Source organism: Aquabacterium sp. OR-4 (assembly GCF_025290835.2).
Lineage (GTDB): Bacteria > Pseudomonadota > Gammaproteobacteria > Burkholderiales > Burkholderiaceae_C > Pseudaquabacterium.
On the sequence record NZ_JAOCQD020000004.1, the window covers coordinates 611,410 to 628,699 of the forward strand.

The 17,290-nt window shown below is 72.1% G+C and carries 16 protein-coding genes; 11 read left to right on the forward strand and 5 right to left on the reverse strand.

Annotation, left to right across the window (positions count from 1 at the left end; translation table 11 throughout):
* The first annotated feature begins 11 nt into the window (after positions 1-11).
* The 6 genes from N4G63_RS27925 (at position 12) to N4G63_RS27950 (ending at position 5,430) form a co-directional block, all read left to right on the forward strand.
* Positions 12-986: a PDR/VanB family oxidoreductase gene (locus tag N4G63_RS27925; protein WP_314600558.1), complete on the forward strand. Its 975-nt coding sequence runs from the start codon at positions 12-14 to the stop codon at positions 984-986.
* An 18-nt stretch (positions 987-1,004) separates the two neighbouring features.
* Positions 1,005-1,562: a flavin reductase gene (locus N4G63_RS27930; protein WP_314600559.1), complete on the forward strand. Its 558-nt coding sequence runs from the start codon at positions 1,005-1,007 to the stop codon at positions 1,560-1,562.
* A 21-nt stretch (positions 1,563-1,583) separates the two neighbouring features.
* Positions 1,584-2,573 (forward strand): tripartite tricarboxylate transporter substrate-binding protein, encoded by a 990-nt coding sequence (locus N4G63_RS27935; RefSeq protein WP_314600560.1) that lies wholly within the window; start codon positions 1,584-1,586, stop codon positions 2,571-2,573.
* A gap of 14 nt (positions 2,574-2,587) precedes the next feature.
* Entirely contained in the window at positions 2,588-3,634 is a 1,047-nt protein-coding gene (locus N4G63_RS27940) for a ketopantoate reductase family protein (RefSeq protein ID WP_314600561.1), read from the forward strand.
* 158 nt (positions 3,635-3,792) lie between these two features.
* Positions 3,793-4,554, forward strand: coding sequence for a class II aldolase/adducin family protein (locus N4G63_RS27945; protein WP_443112121.1), 762 nt, complete (start codon positions 3,793-3,795; stop codon positions 4,552-4,554).
* Positions 4,555-4,629: 75 nt separating this feature from the next.
* Positions 4,630-5,430: a fumarylacetoacetate hydrolase family protein gene (locus N4G63_RS27950; protein WP_314600562.1), complete on the forward strand. Its 801-nt coding sequence runs from the start codon at positions 4,630-4,632 to the stop codon at positions 5,428-5,430.
* Positions 5,431-5,508: 78 nt separating this feature from the next.
* Here N4G63_RS27950 and N4G63_RS27955 read toward each other — a convergent pair whose 3' ends face one another.
* Positions 5,509-6,708, reverse strand: a complete 1,200-nt coding sequence (locus N4G63_RS27955) for a saccharopine dehydrogenase family protein (RefSeq protein WP_314600563.1) — start codon at positions 6,706-6,708, stop codon at positions 5,509-5,511.
* A gap of 204 nt (positions 6,709-6,912) precedes the next feature.
* Here N4G63_RS27955 and N4G63_RS27960 point away from each other — a divergent pair, with 204 nt between their 5' ends.
* Positions 6,913-7,641 carry an SRPBCC family protein gene (locus tag N4G63_RS27960; RefSeq protein ID WP_314600564.1) on the forward strand — a complete coding sequence of 243 codons (729 nt, stop codon included), beginning with the start codon at positions 6,913-6,915 and terminating at the stop codon, positions 7,639-7,641.
* Between the two features lie 78 nt (positions 7,642-7,719).
* Here the strand turns inward: N4G63_RS27960 and N4G63_RS27965 are convergent, their stop codons facing one another.
* The 3 genes from N4G63_RS27965 to N4G63_RS27975 form a co-directional block, all read right to left on the reverse strand.
* On the reverse strand, positions 7,720-8,856 hold the full coding sequence (locus N4G63_RS27965) for a zinc-binding dehydrogenase (RefSeq protein ID WP_314600565.1): 1,137 nt from the start codon (positions 8,854-8,856) through the stop codon (positions 7,720-7,722).
* Positions 8,857-8,899: 43 nt separating this feature from the next.
* The gene (locus N4G63_RS27970; RefSeq protein WP_314600566.1) at positions 8,900-9,796 is read right to left on the reverse strand and encodes a class II glutamine amidotransferase; all 897 of its coding nucleotides are present in this window, start codon (positions 9,794-9,796) and stop codon (positions 8,900-8,902) included.
* A gap of 253 nt (positions 9,797-10,049) precedes the next feature.
* The gene (locus N4G63_RS27975; protein WP_314600567.1) at positions 10,050-10,484 is read right to left on the reverse strand and encodes a tripartite tricarboxylate transporter substrate-binding protein; all 435 of its coding nucleotides are present in this window, start codon (positions 10,482-10,484) and stop codon (positions 10,050-10,052) included.
* A gap of 131 nt (positions 10,485-10,615) precedes the next feature.
* Between N4G63_RS27975 and N4G63_RS27980 the strand changes: the two genes are divergently transcribed.
* The 3 genes from N4G63_RS27980 to N4G63_RS27990 all read left to right on the forward strand — a co-directional run bounded on the left by N4G63_RS27980 (position 10,616) and on the right by N4G63_RS27990 (position 13,995).
* On the forward strand, positions 10,616-11,461 hold the full coding sequence (locus N4G63_RS27980; protein WP_314600568.1) for an amidohydrolase family protein: 846 nt from the start codon (positions 10,616-10,618) through the stop codon (positions 11,459-11,461).
* Positions 11,462-11,869: 408 nt separating this feature from the next.
* The gene (locus N4G63_RS27985) at positions 11,870-12,790 is read left to right on the forward strand and encodes a tetratricopeptide repeat protein (RefSeq protein ID WP_314600569.1); all 921 of its coding nucleotides are present in this window, start codon (positions 11,870-11,872) and stop codon (positions 12,788-12,790) included.
* A complete protein-coding gene (locus tag N4G63_RS27990; RefSeq protein ID WP_314600570.1) occupies positions 12,787-13,995 on the forward strand; it encodes an MFS transporter in 1,209 nt (402 codons plus the stop codon). Before N4G63_RS27985 ends, N4G63_RS27990 begins: the two co-directional genes overlap by 4 nt.
* Positions 13,996-14,071: 76 nt before the next feature.
* On the opposite strand, the gene N4G63_RS27995 is transcribed toward N4G63_RS27990, so the two are convergent.
* Positions 14,072-14,980: a helix-turn-helix transcriptional regulator gene (locus tag N4G63_RS27995; RefSeq protein WP_314600571.1), complete on the reverse strand. Its 909-nt coding sequence runs from the start codon at positions 14,978-14,980 to the stop codon at positions 14,072-14,074.
* A gap of 166 nt (positions 14,981-15,146) precedes the next feature.
* Between N4G63_RS27995 and N4G63_RS28000 the strand changes: the two genes are divergently transcribed.
* Positions 15,147-17,285, forward strand: a complete 2,139-nt coding sequence (locus tag N4G63_RS28000; RefSeq protein WP_314600572.1) for a TonB-dependent receptor — start codon at positions 15,147-15,149, stop codon at positions 17,283-17,285.
* Positions 17,286-17,290: the final 5 nt, after the last annotated feature.

The window sequence follows — 17,290 nt, forward strand, 5'->3', positions numbered from 1 at the left end:
AGGCACTGTCCATGATCCCCGAACTCCTCGATGTCATCGTGCGCCAGCCCAGCCTGCAGGGCCAGGGCGTGGCCGTCTTCACGCTGGAAGATGCCCAGGGCCGTGCGCTGCCGGCCTTCAGTGCCGGCGCCCATGTCGACCTGCACCTGCCCGGCGGCCTGGTGCGGCCCTACTCGCTGTGCAGCGACCCCGCCGACACCCGCCGCTACCGCCTGGGCGTGCTGAAAGACCCGGCCTCGCGCGGCGGCTCGGTGGCCGTGCACCAGCACCTGCTGGTGGACGGTGCGCGCCTGGCCATCGGCGCCCCGCGCAACCTGTTTGCGCTGGTGGAAGATGCGCCGCACAGCGTGCTGGTGGGTGGCGGCATCGGCATCACGCCGATGCTGGCCATGGCCTGGCGCCTGCATGCGCTGGGCGCCAGCTTCGAGCTGCACTACTGCGCCCGCAGCCGCGCCCAGGCCGCCTTTCTGCAGGATCTGGCCAGCGCGCCCTGGGCCGCGCGCGTGCAGCTGCATTTCGACGACGAGGGCGCGGCCGCGGCGCTGCAGCCGCGCGCCGTGCTGGCCGGCGCACCGGCCGGCCGCCATGTTTATGTGTGCGGCCCCTCAGGCTTCATGGACTGGGTGCTGGCCGAGGCCGCCGCCGCCGGCCTGAGCGAGGCCCAGCGCCACCGCGAGTACTTCGGTGCCCCGGCCACGGCCGCCCCGGCCGGCGGTGACCAGGCCTTCGAGATCGAGCTGCGCCGCAGCGGCAAGACGGTGCAGGTGGGCGCCACGCAAAGCCTGCTGGCGGCGCTGCGCGGCGTGGGCATCCACGTCAGCGTCTCGTGCGAGCAGGGCGTGTGCGGCACCTGCGCCTGCACCGTGCTGGCAGGCGAGCCCGAGCACCGCGACGCCTACCTCACCGACGAGGAGCGCGCCGCGAACGACCAGATCCTGGTGTGCTGCTCGCGGGCCCGCAGCCCGCGCCTGGTTCTCGATCTCTGATCGCCAAGAAAGCCTGCGATGAACCCGTCTTCCGCCGCGGCCGCTGCCGCCCACTTCAGCCCGGTGTCCAGCACCGCCTTCCGCGATGGCCTGGCGCGCCTGCCCGGCGCCGTCACCGTGATCACCACCAACGGCCCGGCCGGCGCCGCGGGCTTCACCGCCTCGGCGGTGTGCAGCGTCAGCGACTCGCCGCCCACGGTGCTGGTGTGCATGAACCGCAGCTCGTTTGCGCACCGCTTTTTTGCCGGCAATGGCGTGCTGTGCATCAACGTGCTCAGTGCGGCGCAGCAGGACTTGTCGGCGTTGTTCGCCAACCGCGAAGTGGCGATGGACCAGCGCTTCGCGCGCACGCCCTGGCAGGCCTGCGCCAGCGGCGCCCCGGGGCTCGATGGCGCGCTGGTGCAGCTCGACGGCCGCATCGCCGCCACCCACGAGGTGGGCACGCACAGCATCTTCATCGTCGAGCTGGGCGAGGTGCGCCTGGCCGATGCCGGCGCCAGCCACGAGGGCCTGGCCTACTTCGGCCGTCGCTATCACGCATTGGGCGCGTCCAGCCCCGCCACCCAGCCTGCCTGACTGACCCACCGGAGAAACCGCATGCCCGATCGTCGTCTTGCCCTGGCCGCCGGCCTGCTGGCCCTGGGCCCGCTGTGTGCCGGCGGCGCCAGCGCCCAGGCCACCCGCCACAGCACCCGGCTGCTGGTGGGATTTCCGCCCGGTGGCACGGCCGATGTGCTGGCGCGCGCGCTGCAGCAGCGCCTGCCGGCGGGCGCCGAGCCGCTGATCGTCGAGAACAAGCCCGGCGCCGGCGGCCGCCTGGCGGTGGCCGAGCTCAAGGCCGCGCCGGCCGATGGCCGCACCGTGATGGTCTCGGCCGACCCGATCCTCACGATCTACCCGCATGTCTTTCGCCACATCGCCTACAGCACCACCGCCGATGTGCTGCCGCTGCTGCCCATCGCCAGCGAGCCGGTGGGCCTGGCGGTGGGGCCGATGGTGCCGGCCAGCGTGAAGACCCTGGCCGACTTTCTGACCTGGTGCCGCCAGCACCCCAAGGACGCCAGCTACACCACGGCCGCCGCGGGCACCACCATGCACTTCGTCGGCAGCCAGCTGGCCCATGCCAGCCAGGTGGACCTGCTGCATGTGCCGCACCGCGGCGGCGCCGCAGCGGTGCAGGACGTGATGGGCGGGCAGATCGCCGCCACCGTCACCTCGATGAGCCTGGCCATGCCGCACCTGGGCGCCGGCAGCACCGGCAAGCTGCGCGTGCTGGCCATCGCCAGCGCCAGGCGCTCGCGCCGCCTGCCCGAGGTGCCCACGTTCACCGAGCTGGGCCACCCGCAGATTCGCGCCGATGTGTACTACGGCACCTACCTGAAGGCCGGCACGCCCGCGCCGCTGCTGGCGCAGTGGGTGCAGCAGATCGGCCAGGCCGCGCAATCGGCCGAGATGCTGGCGCTGCTGGACAAGCTCTCGCTCGACCCGATGGTGCTCGGCCAGCCGGCCTTTGCCGCGCTGGTGCGCGCCGACCTCGAGCGCTGGGGCCCGATCGTCAAGGCCAGCGGCTACTCGGCCGACGATTGAGAACCAGGCCCGCGATGAACGACACCCCGAACGACAAGCCCGGCCCCTGGCGCGTGATGGTGGCCGGCGCCGGCGCCATCGGCTGCCTGCTGGCCGCCCGCCTGGCCGCCGCCGGCCATGCGGTGGATCTGCTGGCCCGCGGCCGCGGCGCCCAGGCGCTGCGCGAGCACGGCATCACGCTGCACGACCTGGATGGCACCTGGCGCGTGACGGCCGGGCACCACAGCGCCGGCCTGCGCGTGCTGCACACACCGCTGAGCGCCGCGCCCGAAGGCGGCCCGCCCGACCTGCTGCTGCTGTGCAGCAAGTCGCAAGACCTGCTGGCCCTGGCCGAGGCCGTGGCGCCGGCCATCGGCCCGCACACGCTGGTGCTGCCCTTGGTCAACGGCGTGCCCTTCTGGTTCTTCCACGGCCAGGGCGGACGCTTCGACGGGCGCGCGGTGCAGGCGGTCGACCCCGGCGGCCGGCTGCTGCGCCTGCTGCCGCTGCCGCAGCTGCTGGGCGCGGTGGTGTTCATCACCGCCGAGTGCACATCGCCCGGCCAGGTGCAGGCCCGCAACCCGCACCTGCTGATGCTGGGCGAGCCCGCCGGCGGCCTGAGCCCGCGCCTGGCCCGCGTGGCCGCCATGCTGGAGGCGGCCGGCATCGCCACGCGGCCGCTGGAACGCATCCGCGACAAGCTGTGGACCAAGCTGGTGGCCAACCTCACCTCCAACCCGCTGTCGGTGGTGACGCGCACCACGCTGCACACGATCTACAGCGACCCCGTGCTGCTCGACACGGTGCGCGCGGTGATGCACGAGGCCTTGCTGGTGGCCGCCGCACATGGGGCGCGGCTGGAGATCGACCCGATCGAGTTCGTGCAGCTGGGCGCCGCGATGGGCGCGGTGCGCACCTCGATGCTGCAGGACTTCGAGCGTGGCCGGCCGCTGGAGCTGGCCGCCATTGGCGAGGCGGTGGTCGAGCTGGCCGGCCTCTACCAGCTGCCGATGCCGGCCACGCGCACCCTGCTGTCGCAGGCCGCCTGGCATGCGCAGCGCCGCCTGGCCGACGCGGCATGACGGCCACGCCCACGCCCACGCCCACGCCCACGCCCACGCCCACGCCACCGCCGCTGCTGCAGCAGCAGCCGGCACCACCGGCGCCGGCGTTGCCCGCGCGCCTGCAGCCGCACTCCATCCAAGACTTCTCCCCGCTTTGCGAGACCGCCGCCATGGACATGCTCATCCCCGACACCCAGCCCGCCCGCCCCGCCCAGATGGCCGATGCCGAATGGGCGCTGCGCTACCAGCTGGCCGACTGCTACCACCTGGTGGACCACTTCGGCTGGACCGAGACCATCTTCAACCACATCTCGGCCCGCCTGCCCGGCACCGCGCACTACCTGGTCAACCCCTTCGGCCTGAACTACGACGAGGTCACGCCGGCCAACCTGATCAAGGTGGATGTCGACGGCCACAAGGTCGAGCCCTCGCCGTATGACGGCAACCCCGCCGGCTTTGCGCTGCACGGCGCCATCCACGCCGCGCGCGACGACATCCACTGCGTGATCCACACCCACACCACCGCGGTGTCGGCCATCGCGCTCAAGCGCCAGGGCTTTGCGCACGACGATTTCTACGGCGCCCAGCTCAGCGGCCGCGTGGGCTACCACGCCTTCGAGGGCATCACGCTGTTTGCCGACGAGCGCCCGCGCATGCTGCACAGCCTGGGCAGCAAGCACATCCTGGTGCTGCGCAACCACGGCGTGGCGGTGGGCGAGCTGGACATCCCGCGCGCCTTCTTCCTGCTGTGGACGGTGCAGCGCGCGGCCGAGATCCAGGTGGCGGCCGGCGCCATTCCGGGCGACAACGTGGCCCTGCCCGAGACCATTGGCCAGCGCTGCGCCGAACTCACTGCGCAGCTGATCCGCGAAGACGGCTTTGCCGAGAAGTTCTTTGCCGCCATGGTGCGCCGCATGCGCTCGCGCCGCGCGCACTGAGCCGCCGCCGCCACACGACGCCCCCAGCACCACCACCACAACACCGCCAGCGCCCACGCCACGCCACGCCACGCCATGCCCCTGAGCCCCGAAGCCACCGCCCTGTGCGCGGCCCTGCTCGACGCCCGCCGCAGCGGCCGCCCGCTGCCCCCCGACGCCGCCGCGCTGGCCGCCGTGCCCGACGACGAAACCGCCTGCGCGCTGCAGCAGGCCCAGGGCGTGGCCCTGGGTGCCTGGGCGGCCGAGGCGCTGCCGCGCTTCTGGAAGTCGGGCGGCCCGCGCCGCGACGGCCCGCTGGCCCATGCGCCGCTGCTGCCTGCCGGCGTGCAGCCGGTGGCAGATGGCGACTGCGCCGACCTGCGCGCCCAGCCCTTCCTGCAGCCCATGGTCGAGGCCGAGGTGGCGCTGCGCCTGGGCCGCGAGGTCAGCCCCGCGCTGGCCGCCACGCTGGGCGTGGCCGAGGCCGAATCGCTGATCGATGCGCTGGCCGTGGCGGTGGAGGTGGTGGACACGCGCTGGGCCAGCCTGGCCGATGCACCGCCACGCCTGAAGCTGGCCGACTTCCAGGTGCATGGCGCCCTGGTGCTGGGCCCCTGGCAGGCCTGGGACGGCTGGCGCGGCCACGACTGGGCGGCCCAGCGCGGCCAGCTGCGGCTGGGCGATGCCGCGCCCATCAACTTCCAGGGCACGCACACCCTGGGTACGCCGGGCTGGCTGCTGCCGATCTGGCTGCGCCACCTCACCCGCCACGGCCACAGCGTGCCGGCCGGCACCGTGGTCACCACCGGCAGCTGGTCAGGCTGCCGCCCGGTGGCACGCGGCAGCCGCGTGGCGGTGCAGTTTCAGGGCCTGGGCGGCTTCACGCTGCAGGTCTGAACAGCCCCCACATCGCTGCGCGCCTGCCCCCTGAGGGGGCGCTCAGCCCGTGGGGCAGCCCGGCGCAACGGGGCCCGTTCAGCCTTCGACCGTGAAGCGCAGGCCGGCATGGGCCTGCAGCCGCGCCACCAGCGCCGCGCCCATGGCCGGCGCGGTGGTCCAGATGCCGCCGGGCAGGGCGCCGGCATCTTTCAGCAGGCACACCGCGCTCTCGGCAATCATCTTGCTGGTGGAGCCGTAGCCGGGGTCCTTGTCGCCGCTCACGCCCACCGCCAGGCGCTGGCCCTGAGCGTCTTCACCGAGAAACAGCAGGTCGTAGAAGCCGGCCTCGCGCTCGGCCTTCGACGGCCCTTCGCCCGGCTTGGGGCCGCCTTCGCCGCCCAGCGACTTGTCAGCCGCCACGGCCAGGGCGATCTGCTCGCCGCGCGCGCCGGGGCCGGTGACCAGCATCTCGTCGTAGGCAAAGTCGGTGCCCCAGGCATGGCCCAGCAGCGCGTTGGAGCGGTGCACGTTCTTGGTGTTGATGGCCGCCATCACGAAGGGCGCCACCCACACGCCTTCACCGTTCACCTGGCCCAGGGCTTCGTCGACCATCGGCTTGTGGCCCACCGGCTGCTTGGGCCCCTCGAAGCCCGGCGTCAAGGCAAAGGGGTCGCGCATCCAGGCCTGCACCTGCGGGTTCTCGGCCGCGGCGGCCAGCGTGGCGGTCAGGCTGGCCGCGGTGCCGCCCGAGAACGTGCCCTTCATCTTGCGCACCCGGCCGCGCACCCGGTTGGCGGCATGGCCGTGCCGGGCGGCAAAGGCCTGCTGCAGGTAGAACACGCCCAGGTCGAAGGGGATGGAATCGAAGCCGCACGAGAACACGATGCGCGCGCCGCTGGCCTGGGCCGTGGCCTGGTGCGCGTCGATCATCTGGCGCATCCAGGCCGGCTCGCCGCACAGGTCGACATAGTGCACGCCGCGGGCCGCGCAGGCGGCCACCAGTGCGTTGCCATACAGCTGGTACGGGCCCACGGTGGTGAGCACCAGGCGCGTGCAGTCCATCAGCGCCGCCAGCGAGGCGGGGTCGGCCAGATCGGTCACCACCAGCGGCGTGTCGGCCGGCGCGCCGATCTCGTCGCGCACCGCGGCCAGCTTGTCGGCACTGCGCCCGCCCATCGCCCAGCGGATGCCTTCGGGGTTGCCGGCATTGGGGTAGCGCTGGGCCATGTACTCGGCCACCAGCCGGCCGGTGAAGCCGGTGGCGCCATGGATCACGATGTCAAAGTCGGCAGGCATGGGGCAACTCGCAAGGGTCAAGGGGCAGGGGAGGGCCGGCCGGTGCCGGCCGGGCGCAGGCGCGGATTCTGCGCGTGCCCGTCGGCGCCAGCCGTCGCCTGCGTGGCAGCGGCCCACGGCCCGGGCATGCCACGGCCGGGCATGGCAGGATGCGCCAACCCACTCTCCAGCCCACCCGCCAGCCCACCCGCCAGGAGCCCCGCCATGCCTGTCGCCGCCTTGCCCCGATGCCAGCCGCACCCCCGCCCGCCACGCGCAGCCGGCCTGGGCCCTGCGCCGGGGCTGTGCCGGGTGCGCCAAACGCGCCGCGGTCTGCTGTGGTGCGCCACGCTGGCCGCCGCGCTGGCCTGCGCCACGGCTTGGCCGGTGCGCGCGCAGGGCGGCGCGGCCGCGCCCGCCGCAGCCACCCAAGCCGGCGGCGACGGCGTGAGCGACAGCTCCTACCGCAGCGCCGATGGCGAGCGCGTGCTCGAGCTCAGCGCCGAGGTGGCGGCCCCGCTCGAGGCGGTGTGGGCCGCATTCACCACCGATGCCGGCTTTCGCCGCTGGGCCGCGCCGTTTGCGCGCATCGATCTGCGCGTGGACGGCGAGTACGAGGCCAGCTACGACCCGCAGGCCCAGGCCGGCGCGCCGGGCAACATCCGCAACCGCATCCTGGCCCTGGTGCCACTGCGCCTGGTGGTGATGCGCAATGTGCAGGCGCCACCCAGGCTGCCCTTCGACGCGGCCGCGTTCCAGCAGACGCACACCGCCATCCACTTTGCCGCGCTGGACGGGCAGCGCACCCGCGTGACCCTGCAAAGCGCCGGCTACCGCGACGGCGAGGCCTTCGACGGCGTGTACCGCCACTTCGCCGCCGGCAACCGCTGGACCCTGGTGCAGCTGCGCAAGCTGTTCACGACAACGGCCCCGGCTCCAGCGGCCAGGCCCTGAGCCCTGAGCCCTGAGCCCTGACCCTTGATCGCCGGTGCCGGTGCCGGTGCCGGTGCCGGCGCCTACCCGCCGTGCCGCTCAGCCGGCGCTGGGGTCGATCAGCACCTTGGTGCCGGTGCTGCGCGGCCCGTACACCCCGATCGCCTCCAGGCTCAGCGCCTGGGCCAGCGACACGCTGCGCGTGTAGTGGCTGGCAAAGGTGGTGTGCAGCTCGTCGGCCACGCGCTGCTTCATGCGCGCCGTGGTCTCGGCACCCACGCGCTGCAGAAACGGAAACATCAGCCAGCCGCCCACGCCCCAGCTCATGCCGAAGCTGCGCGTGATCTCGGTGGCGCCGGTGTCGAGCCCGCCATAGATGTAGACCTGCTTGTGCACCGCGCTGCCGTAGCGGCTGTACTCGGTGGCCTGGCGCGCGATGGCGGCCTCCATGGCCTGCAGGATCTGCCCGGCCAGCCGGCCGCCACCGATGGCGTCGAAGGCCAGCGTGGCGCCGGTGGCGGCCACCGCCTCGGTCAGCGCGGCCATGAACTCCGGCGCGCTGCTGTCGACCACATGCTGCGCGCCCAGGCCACGCAGCAGCGCCACCTGGGCCGGGCTGCGCACGATGTTGACCAGGCCCACGCCATCGGCCTGGCAGATGCGGTTGAGCATCTGGCCCAGGTTGGACGCCGCCGCGGTGTGCACCAGGGCCGTGTGGCCTTCGCGCCTCAGGGTCTCCACCATGCCCAGCGCGGTGAGCGGATTGACAAAACACGAGGCGCCCTGCGCGGCCGTGGCGTCAGGCGGCAGCAGCAGGCAGGCGCTGGCCGGCACGCTGCGGTACTGGCTGTACATCGCGCCGCCCAGCACCGCCACGCGGCGGCCCAGCAGGGCCTGCGCGGCCGGGGCATCACCGGCGGCCAGCACGGTGCCGGCGCCTTCATTGCCCACCGGCAGCGACTGGCCCACGCGCCCGGCCATGGCCGCCATCGCGCGCTCGGGCACCGGGGCGCTGATCACCGGCCGGGCCGGCGTGCCGCTGGCGCGTGCGCTGCGCATGTCGGCCGCGCCGAACAGCAGGCCGATGTCGGACGGGTTGATCGGCGCCGCCTCGACGCGCAGCAGCACCTCGTCGGGCTGCAGCGACGCCACCGGCTGCTCGATCAGCGAGAGCTGCAGCTCGCCGCTGGCGCTGATCAGCGAGCGCAGCTGCAGGCCGTGGGTGGGGATGCTCATGGGGGTCTCCTGTTCTGGTCTGGAGACCCAGCGTAGCAGGCGCTCAGGCGCTGATCGGCAGCGGCACGGTCGAAGGCGGATGCGGTGGCGCGGCGATCGGTGCAGCAGTCGTTGCGGCGATCGGTGCAGCAGTCGTTGCGGCAGTCGTGGCCTGCGACGGCGGGCGGCGGCGCCACACCATGCGCCCGTGCTGCAGCACCAGCAGCTCGCCGGCCTGCATCGCCTGCCAGGGTTCGTCGTGGGTCAGCGGCTCGGTGGCCAGCAGCACCATGCGGTCGCCGTGGCCGTTGACGCGCGCCAGGTCGAGGGTCAACGCCTCGTCCACCAGCCGCGCCTGGGCAAAAGGATGGCGGCGCTCCAGCCAGTGCAGCCGGGTGCTGCAGTGCGCGTACACCGCCTCGCCATCGCTGAGCACAAAGTTGAACGGGCCGTGCCGCGCCGCCTCGCCGGCCAGCTCGGCCAGCAGCGGCGCCAGCTCGGCCCAGCCCGGCACCTGCGGCCCGGCAAAGCGTTGCTGCAGGCGCTGCAGCATCCAGCAGAACGCGGCCTCGCTGTCGGTGCTGCCCACCGGGCGATGGGCCGCATCCAGCGCGGGATGAAAGTCGGCCAGGTGGCCGTTGTGGCAGAACACCCATTGCCGGCCCAGCCACTGGCGCTGGAACGGATGGCAGTTGGTCAGCTGCACGGCCCCCTGCGTGGCCTTGCGGATATGGGCCAGCACCGCCGTGGCGCGGATCGGGTGCTGGCGCAGAAACGCCGCCAGCGGCGAGCGGCAGGCCGGCGCGTCGTCGATGAACACGCGGCATCCCCCATCGCCATGAAACGCGATGCCCCAGCCATCGGCATGCTCGCCGGTGCGGCCACCGCGCGCCGAGAAGCCGGTGAACGAGAAGGTCACCTCGGTGGGCGAATTGCTGTTGAGGGCAAACAGCTGGCACATGGGCAAGGCGGCCGGCGGCGGGCAGCAAGTCATCGGGTTGACGGTTTGTCGGCCGCAGGTGCCGCCACTGCAGGGGCCGCCCCGGCCGCGGCGTGACCAAATGGACAAAGGGCCGCGGCGCGCGCTGCGGTGGCTGGGTCGGCACATGGCATCGGCCGTCAACCCGGTCAGCAAGCCCCGGCGCCGCAGGCGCGGCTCGTCGCGATCACGCCTGGTGTCTCGTCACCTGTGCGGGCCCTGGCTCGGGCCGCTGTCAGTCGCGGCTGATGCCCGATTCCTTGACGATGCGCACCATCAGCTCGCGGTCAGTCAGGAAGATCTGGTTGAACTCGGCCGGGCTCACCGGCGACGGCTCGATGCCCAGCGCCAGCAGGCGCTCGCGCACCGGCGGCATCACCAGCACCTTGTTCACCGCAGCGTTGAGGCGCGCGACCAGCGCGGCCGGCGTGCGCGCCGGGGCCAGCAGGCCGAACCAGGAGTCGTACTCGTAGCGCGGCAGGCCCGACTCGGCCACCGTTGGCAGCTTGGGCAGCATCGGCGAGCGCCGGGCACCGGTGGTGGCCAGCACACGCGCCCGGCCGTCCTTCAGGTACACGCCGGCCCCGGCGGTGGGCACGAAGGTGAGGTGGCCGCGGCTGCCCATCACGTCGTTGGCGGCCTCCTGCGTGCTCTTGAACGGGATGTGCACCAAGTGCTGCGGTCGCACCGCGCCGTTGCCCGCCACGGGCTGGCCCGACTGACGCCCGAGGCCCGCGCCCAGATCCATTCGGACAACGCCCGGCGCGACTGCAGCCGACTCCTGGTTTGAAGGAAGCCACCATGGACATCATCGACATCCACCCCCACATCATCTCCGACGATCCCGCGCGCTACCCGGTGACGCCGCTGTTCGGCAAGCGCTCCGAGTGGTCGAAGGAACGGCCCAGCACCGTGCAGGCGCTGATCGCCGCGATGGACGCGGCCGGCGTGGCCAAGGCCGCCGTGGTGCATTCATCCACCACCTACGGCTTCGACAACAGCTATGTCACCGACGGCTGCGCCAGCCACCCAGGCCGCCTGGTGCCCGTGTGCTCGGTGGACATGGTGGCGCCCGATGCAGTGGCCACCACGCGCGGCTGGGTGGCGCGCGGCCTGGCCGGCCTGCGCATCTTCACCGGCGGCTCGACCAAGGACTTCGACCCCGCCGAGCTGGAAGACCCGCGCGCCCATCCGGTGTGGGAGCTGCTGGCCGAGCTGGGCCTGCCGATGTGTCTGCAGACCGGCGTCGTCGGTCTGCCTCAGGTCACGATGCTGGCACGTCGCTTCCCGGGCGTGAACATCGTGCTCGACCACCTGGCGCGGCCGGAGCTGGCCGACGGCCCGCCCTATGCGCAGGCAGCCAGCCTGTTTGCGCTGGCCGACCTGCCCAACGTCTACCTGAAGCTCTCGCCGCGCATCTTCGCCGAGGTGCAGAAGGGCCAGGCCAGTGCCAGCACCTTCTTCCCGACGCTGGTGGCAGCCTTCGGCGTCGAGCGCCTGGCCTGGGGTTCGAACTACCCGACCTCGCCAGGCACGCTGGCCGAGATCCTGGCCGCCGCGCAGGCCGGCCTGGCCGGCCTGGACGAAAGCCAGCGCGCCTGGATCTTCGGCAAGACCGCGCAGAAGCTGTACAAGGCCCTGCGTTGAGCGGCGAGGCCGGCGCGGTGATGCAGATGCCGCCAGGCAGCGCGCCGGCATCCTTCAGCAGGCACACCGCGCTCTCGGCAATCATGTCGAGCCGACCGGCTCGCACACGAGCTTCGTAGGAGTACATGAAAGGCACACACCCTTCAGGCCCTACCCGCCGGTAGGGCGTTCAGCGCGCCGGGCCGGCCATCGATTAACCTCGTTGGTTGGCGGCTTGCCGGGCAGATGCCAGCAGGCCTTGGGTGCGATCGATGGCGTCAGCATGCATCGTTGAAGATCGCCCGTTTCAGCAAACGAAGCGAGTCTTGCGTGGTACGTTCAATGGGTGTGGGTGGTATGGCGCGCGCAGCTGTCGCGTGTGGGGCCGGGGTTTTGAGTCTGGCGGCGGCCTGGCCGGTGCAGGCCCAGATGTTCCGCGATCCGGTTCTGCAGCGGCTGGCCGATGGCGAGCGCATGGCCGAGATGCAGCAACTGTCCTTGAGCCGTCTGGCGGCACGCGCCGACGATGTGCAAGCCGTGCTGGGCCTGGGCTTGGCTGTGCTGGCCGGCACCGATGCCCAGGCGCAGGAGAAGGCCATTTCGCATGCCCAGGCCTGCGTCAAGGCGCAGTCCCAGGCCGCGGAGTGCCGCCATGCGCTGGGCACCGTGATGGCTGCCCATGCCGTGGCCCAGGGCAAGATGAAGGTGGCCTCCAGCGCGGGCGATGTGAAAGAGGCCTTGAGCGAGGCCTTCCGGCTGGCGCCACAGTGGTTCCCGGCGCGTCGCGCGCTGGTCGAGTTCTACCTGTTGGCGCCCGGTCTTCTGGGTGGCAGCAACAGCCGCGCGGCCGAGCTGGCGCGCACCGCGCCCAACCCGGTTCAGGTGCGGGCACTGGAAGGCCGCGTGGCCCTGGACGAAGAGCGCTTCGACCAGGCAGCCACGGCGCTGACCGAGGTGCCGGCCGGCACCGACCCGGCCGTGGCGGCCGACATGCGGCAATGGGCGGCGATGGTTGGATTTCGGTGGCTGGCCAAGGAGCAGGTGGCCAAGGCCCAGGGCCTGTTCTCTCGCCTGGTGAAAGACCAGCCCGAGGCCGCGCTGCCGCTGTACGGCCTGGCCCGCGTGCTGGCGCTGCAAGACCGGCCGGCCGAGGCGGCGAAGCTGTTGGAGCAGGCGCGCCACTTGCGCGGCGCCGAGCCGCTGCCGCTGGACTACTACCTGGGCCAGGCCCTGGAGGCACACGGCCAGGCCGATCCGGCCAAGGCCGCCTACACGCGCTTCGTCAAGCGTGGCCAGGGCCAACCACGCCAACTGGACGACGAACGCAAGCGGCTGGTGGCGCTGGGATGAGCCCGCCAGATACGCACCGCCGCGGCGCCCGTGCCGTGCCGCGCAGCGTGTGGGCACTGGGCCTGGTGTCGATGTTCATGGACATCTCGTCGGAGATGATTCATGCGCTGCTGCCGCTGTACATGGTGGCGGTGCTGGGCACCTCGGTGCTGGCGGTCGGCGTGATCGAGGGCATCGCCGAAGCCACGGCCTCGGTCGTCAAGGTGTTCTCCGGCAGCCTCAGCGACCGCATCGGCAAGCGCAAGCTGCTGGCCGTTATCGGCTATGGCCTGGGCGCGCTGACCAAGCCGGTGTTCCCGCTGGCCGGCGGCCTGGAATGGCTGGTGGGTGCGCGCTTCATCGACCGCGTGGGCAAGGGCATTCGCGGCGCGCCGCGCGATGCGCTGGTGGCCGATGTCACGCCGGCCGAGCTGCGCGGCACGGCCTACGGCCTGCGCCAGACGCTGGACACCATCGGCGCCTTCACCGGGCCGCTGCTGGCCATCGCCTTGATGGGGTGGACGGCCAACAACTACCGGCTGGTGTTTTGGTGGGCCGTGCTGCCGGCCTTCGTGGCGGTGGCGGTGCTGGTGTTCGGCGTGCACGAGCCGTCAAGGCCCGCCGCCGCACGGCCGGCGCGCCTGCCGCTGCACCGTGCCGAGCTGGCGCAACTGGGCGCTGGCTTCTGGTGGGTGGTGGCCATCGGCCTGGTGTTCACGCTGGCGCGCTTCAGCGAGGCCTTTCTGATCCTGCGTGCGCAAAGCGCCGGCCTGGCGCCCATGTGGGCGCCGGCCGTGCTGGTGGTGATGGGCCTGGCCTATGCGCTGTCGGCCTATCCGGCCGGTGCCTTGTCGGACCGCCTGCGCCGGCTGGATGTGCTGCTGGTGGGACTGGCGCTGCTGATCGCGGCCGATCTGGTGCTGGCCTTCATGCCCGGCCTGGCCGGGCTGGGCCTGGGCGTGGCACTGTGGGGTCTGCACATGGGCTTCACGCAGGGCCTGTTCAATGCGCTGATCGCCGACAGCGCACCGGCCGCGCTGCGCGGCACCGCCTTCGGCCTGTACCACCTGCTCACCGGCCTGGCCCTGTTGCTGGCCAGCCTGATTGCCGGTGCGCTGTGGGACGCGGCGGGCTATCAGGCCACCTTTGCCTGCGGCGCGGTTTTTGCGGCGCTGACCATGGCCGGCCTGCTGGTGCTCAGGCGCAGCGGGCGCGCCGGTCTGTGAGGCGCCGGCCGGTGCCGGTGCCGGTGCCGGTGCCGGTGGCGGGCGCGGCACGCAGCCGGTGGCGCGCCGCGCCCGCTCAACGCCGAACGCATGCCGAGGGTGGGTAGCCGAAGGTGCGCTGGAAGGCCGACGAAAAGTTCGACAGCTTGGCATAGCCCGCGCGGTAGCCCACCTCGCCCACCGTGAGGCCGCCGTCCAGCAGTTGCGCGCGTGCACGTTGCAGGCGCTCCTGGCGCTGGAAGGCCACGATCGAGCTGCCATAGGCGGCTCGAAACACGCGCTGCAGCGTGCTTTCGCTCATGCCCAGCTCACGCGCCAGGGCCGACGGCGGCGCGGCTTCGCGTGACATGTCCTCCAGCAGACGGGCGCGGATCAGGCGTGCACGCGCCATGCCGCGGTCAGCCGGCGCGATGCCCCGCGTTGGCGCCAGGCCCGACGACGCTGCGCTGGCGGCGCGCAGCGCCTGCTGAACCATCGACAGGCCAGCGATGCTGACCGACAGGGCCTGCAGCTCATCGCCCTGGCGGGCGCCCAGAATCTCATGCGCACAGCGCAGGGCATGCGGTGTCGGCGACCAGCACGCCACGCCGGCGCGCGGCGAGTCCAGGCTCAGCCTGTCGCACAGGACGGGCGACAGCCGCAGGTCATCCAGTGCCGACAGCGGCAGCGTGACATTGACCTTGCGCACGCGCTGGCCGGCGCGGATGTGCCGCACCAGCGTGCCCGGCGCGGCCATCAGCCAGAGGTATCCCACCGGGCCGCGGCGCGCCGACATGAGGCAGTGCGTCTGGTTGATGGCCACCCGAAGCTCGCCCTCCAGCAGCAGCATCACCGTCAGCTGCGCTGGCAGGTCGAAGCGCTGCGACAGCGTGCGCCGCTCCCGCGTGTCGTTGGCGTGCACCTGCATCTGCATCGCCAGTGATTCGAAGGCGCACACGCCATCCACGGCATCGATCAGCGGCTCATCGGCGGGGCAGGGGGGCATCGGAACATCTCGGCAGGTTGGTGGACCCGCGCCGCGTGCGCTGCATGCGGCTGGCCCATAAGCAGTTGACTGTCGCTCAGAACGTGATCTGAATGCGAACGATTATCGTTTGATCCGTCCTGCGCCAGCTGCCTCGCGGCGCCTTTTCCCCGTCCTGGAGTTGCCCATGTCGTACCCCTCCGCCATTTGTCATGCCCGCCGCGCCGGGGTGCACTCTGTTGCGCTGTCGGCCCTGGCCTGGGCGGCGCGAAGCCTCGTGCTGGTGTCGCCGGTGCTGGCCTGGGCGCAATCCGGCACGGCAGCTGCCGAGCCGGCGGCCAGCCAGACCGTCACCGTGATCGGCGAGAAGATGGGCCGCAGTGCGCGCGATTCGACGACCGCGGTGACCGTGTTCACCGCCGAAGACCTGGCCGCACGCAACCGCGCCAGCGTGCTCGACCTGGTGGCCGAGGTGCCCAACGTCACCATCGGCGAGTTCGGTGGCGTGGCCAACATCCGCGGCAGCAACGGTGCAGGCCCCGGCTTCTCGTCGCTGGCCTGGCGTGGCGCCACGCGGGCGCGCACCGCCACCATTGTCGATGGCGTCAGCCAGATCTGGACCGGTGGCAACCTGCTGGGTACCGGGCTGTGGGATGTGGCGCAGCTGGAGGTGCTGCGCGGCCCGCAGTCGACGATGCAGGGGCGATCGGCGGTGGGTGGCGCCATCGTGATCAAGACCCAGGATCCCGGCTTCAAGCCCGGGGCCGCCGTGCGTCTGGGCCTGCAGCAGGCCAACGGTGCCACCTTGGGCCAGGTGGCGGCCATGGCCACGGGGCCGCTGTCCGACAGCCTGGCCTACCGCCTGAGTGCCGACGTGTCCGGCGGATCGAGCTTCGTGAACTACGTGGACAACAACACCAGCGCCGGTGTCGACTACAGCGCCGACCCGGACCGGGTGCAGCGCGCCGACGTCAAGGCCAAGCTGCTGTTCTCACCGCCCGACAACCCGGCCCTGGTGAGCCGCCTGGACCTGCAGCACCAGAAGCAGACGGGCCCGTACCTGAACCAGGTCAACCTGGGTGACAGCGGCGAGTACCGGGCCTCGACCGATCTGGTCAACCACCGCATCGGCGACACCACGATGACCACGCTGGTGTCCAACACCAGCTACCAGCTCGGCCAGGGCCGCTCGGTGGATCTGCTGCTGTCCGCCTCGAAACTGGACGCCGGCTTCACGCACAACCAGACGGCCCCGGCGGCCACCAGCACGGCGGCCTACTTCCGCTCGCGCACCCAGCAAGACAGCAGCGGGGTGGAGTTGCGCTTGAACCTTGGCCGCGGCCACGGTGGCCTGCGCTCGCTGATCGGCCTGTCCTACTTTGGCGATGACATGAGCCTGCTGGCGAAGGCCTATTCGGGCGCGATCCGCTACTCCGGCGACACCAAGACCGCGGCCACCTCGGTCTTTGGCGAGGTGGAGGTGCCGCTCGGCGAGCGCCTGACGCTGATCGCCGGTGGGCGCCTGGAACATGAAGCGCAGGACCGCTCGGTGACCAACGGCACGGCCAGCGCAGCGCGTGAGGAGAGCAAGACCTACGCGTTGCCGCGCACCGCGCTGCGCTTCACGCTCAACCCGCACACCGTGCTGGGGCTGGACCTGCGCCGGGGCTACAACCCCGCGGGCATCAGCATGGACACCAACAGCACCAACATCTACGCCTACGAGACGGAGTACGTCACCGCGCTGGAGGCCAGCATCCAGCAGCGCTTCAACGGCGGCAAGGGCACGTGGTCGGCGAACCTGTTCAACAACCGCTTCAAGGACTACCAGGCGCGCAACGGCACCGTCATCGGCAACATCGACCGGGCCACCATCCGCGGCCTGGAGCTGGCGGTGGCCAGCGACATCGGCAGCGCCACCCGCGTGTACGGCAATGCCAGCGTGCAGACCAGCCGCATCGACGCCTTTGCCGCCACCCCGGCCTACGTGGGCAACAAGCTGCCCTATGCCGCACCGCGCACCCTGGGTGCCGGTGTGACGCAGCGCCTGGGCAGTGCCTGGACGCTGTCGGCCAATGCCAAGCATGTGGCCGCGTATTTCGTCGACATCTCCAATGCCGCCGGCACCGGCCAGCAGGCGCGCGCGGGGGGCTACACGCTGCTCGACCTGAGCGTCAGCCTCGACCTGAATGCGCGCACCTCGCTGCGCGCCTACGTCAACAACCTGGCCGACCGCTACGTCATCAACACCTACTTCCAGGGCACCACCACCCAGGACGTGCTGGCCCCGCGCACGCTGGGCCTGCAGCTGGATCTGCGCTTTTGAGCCCG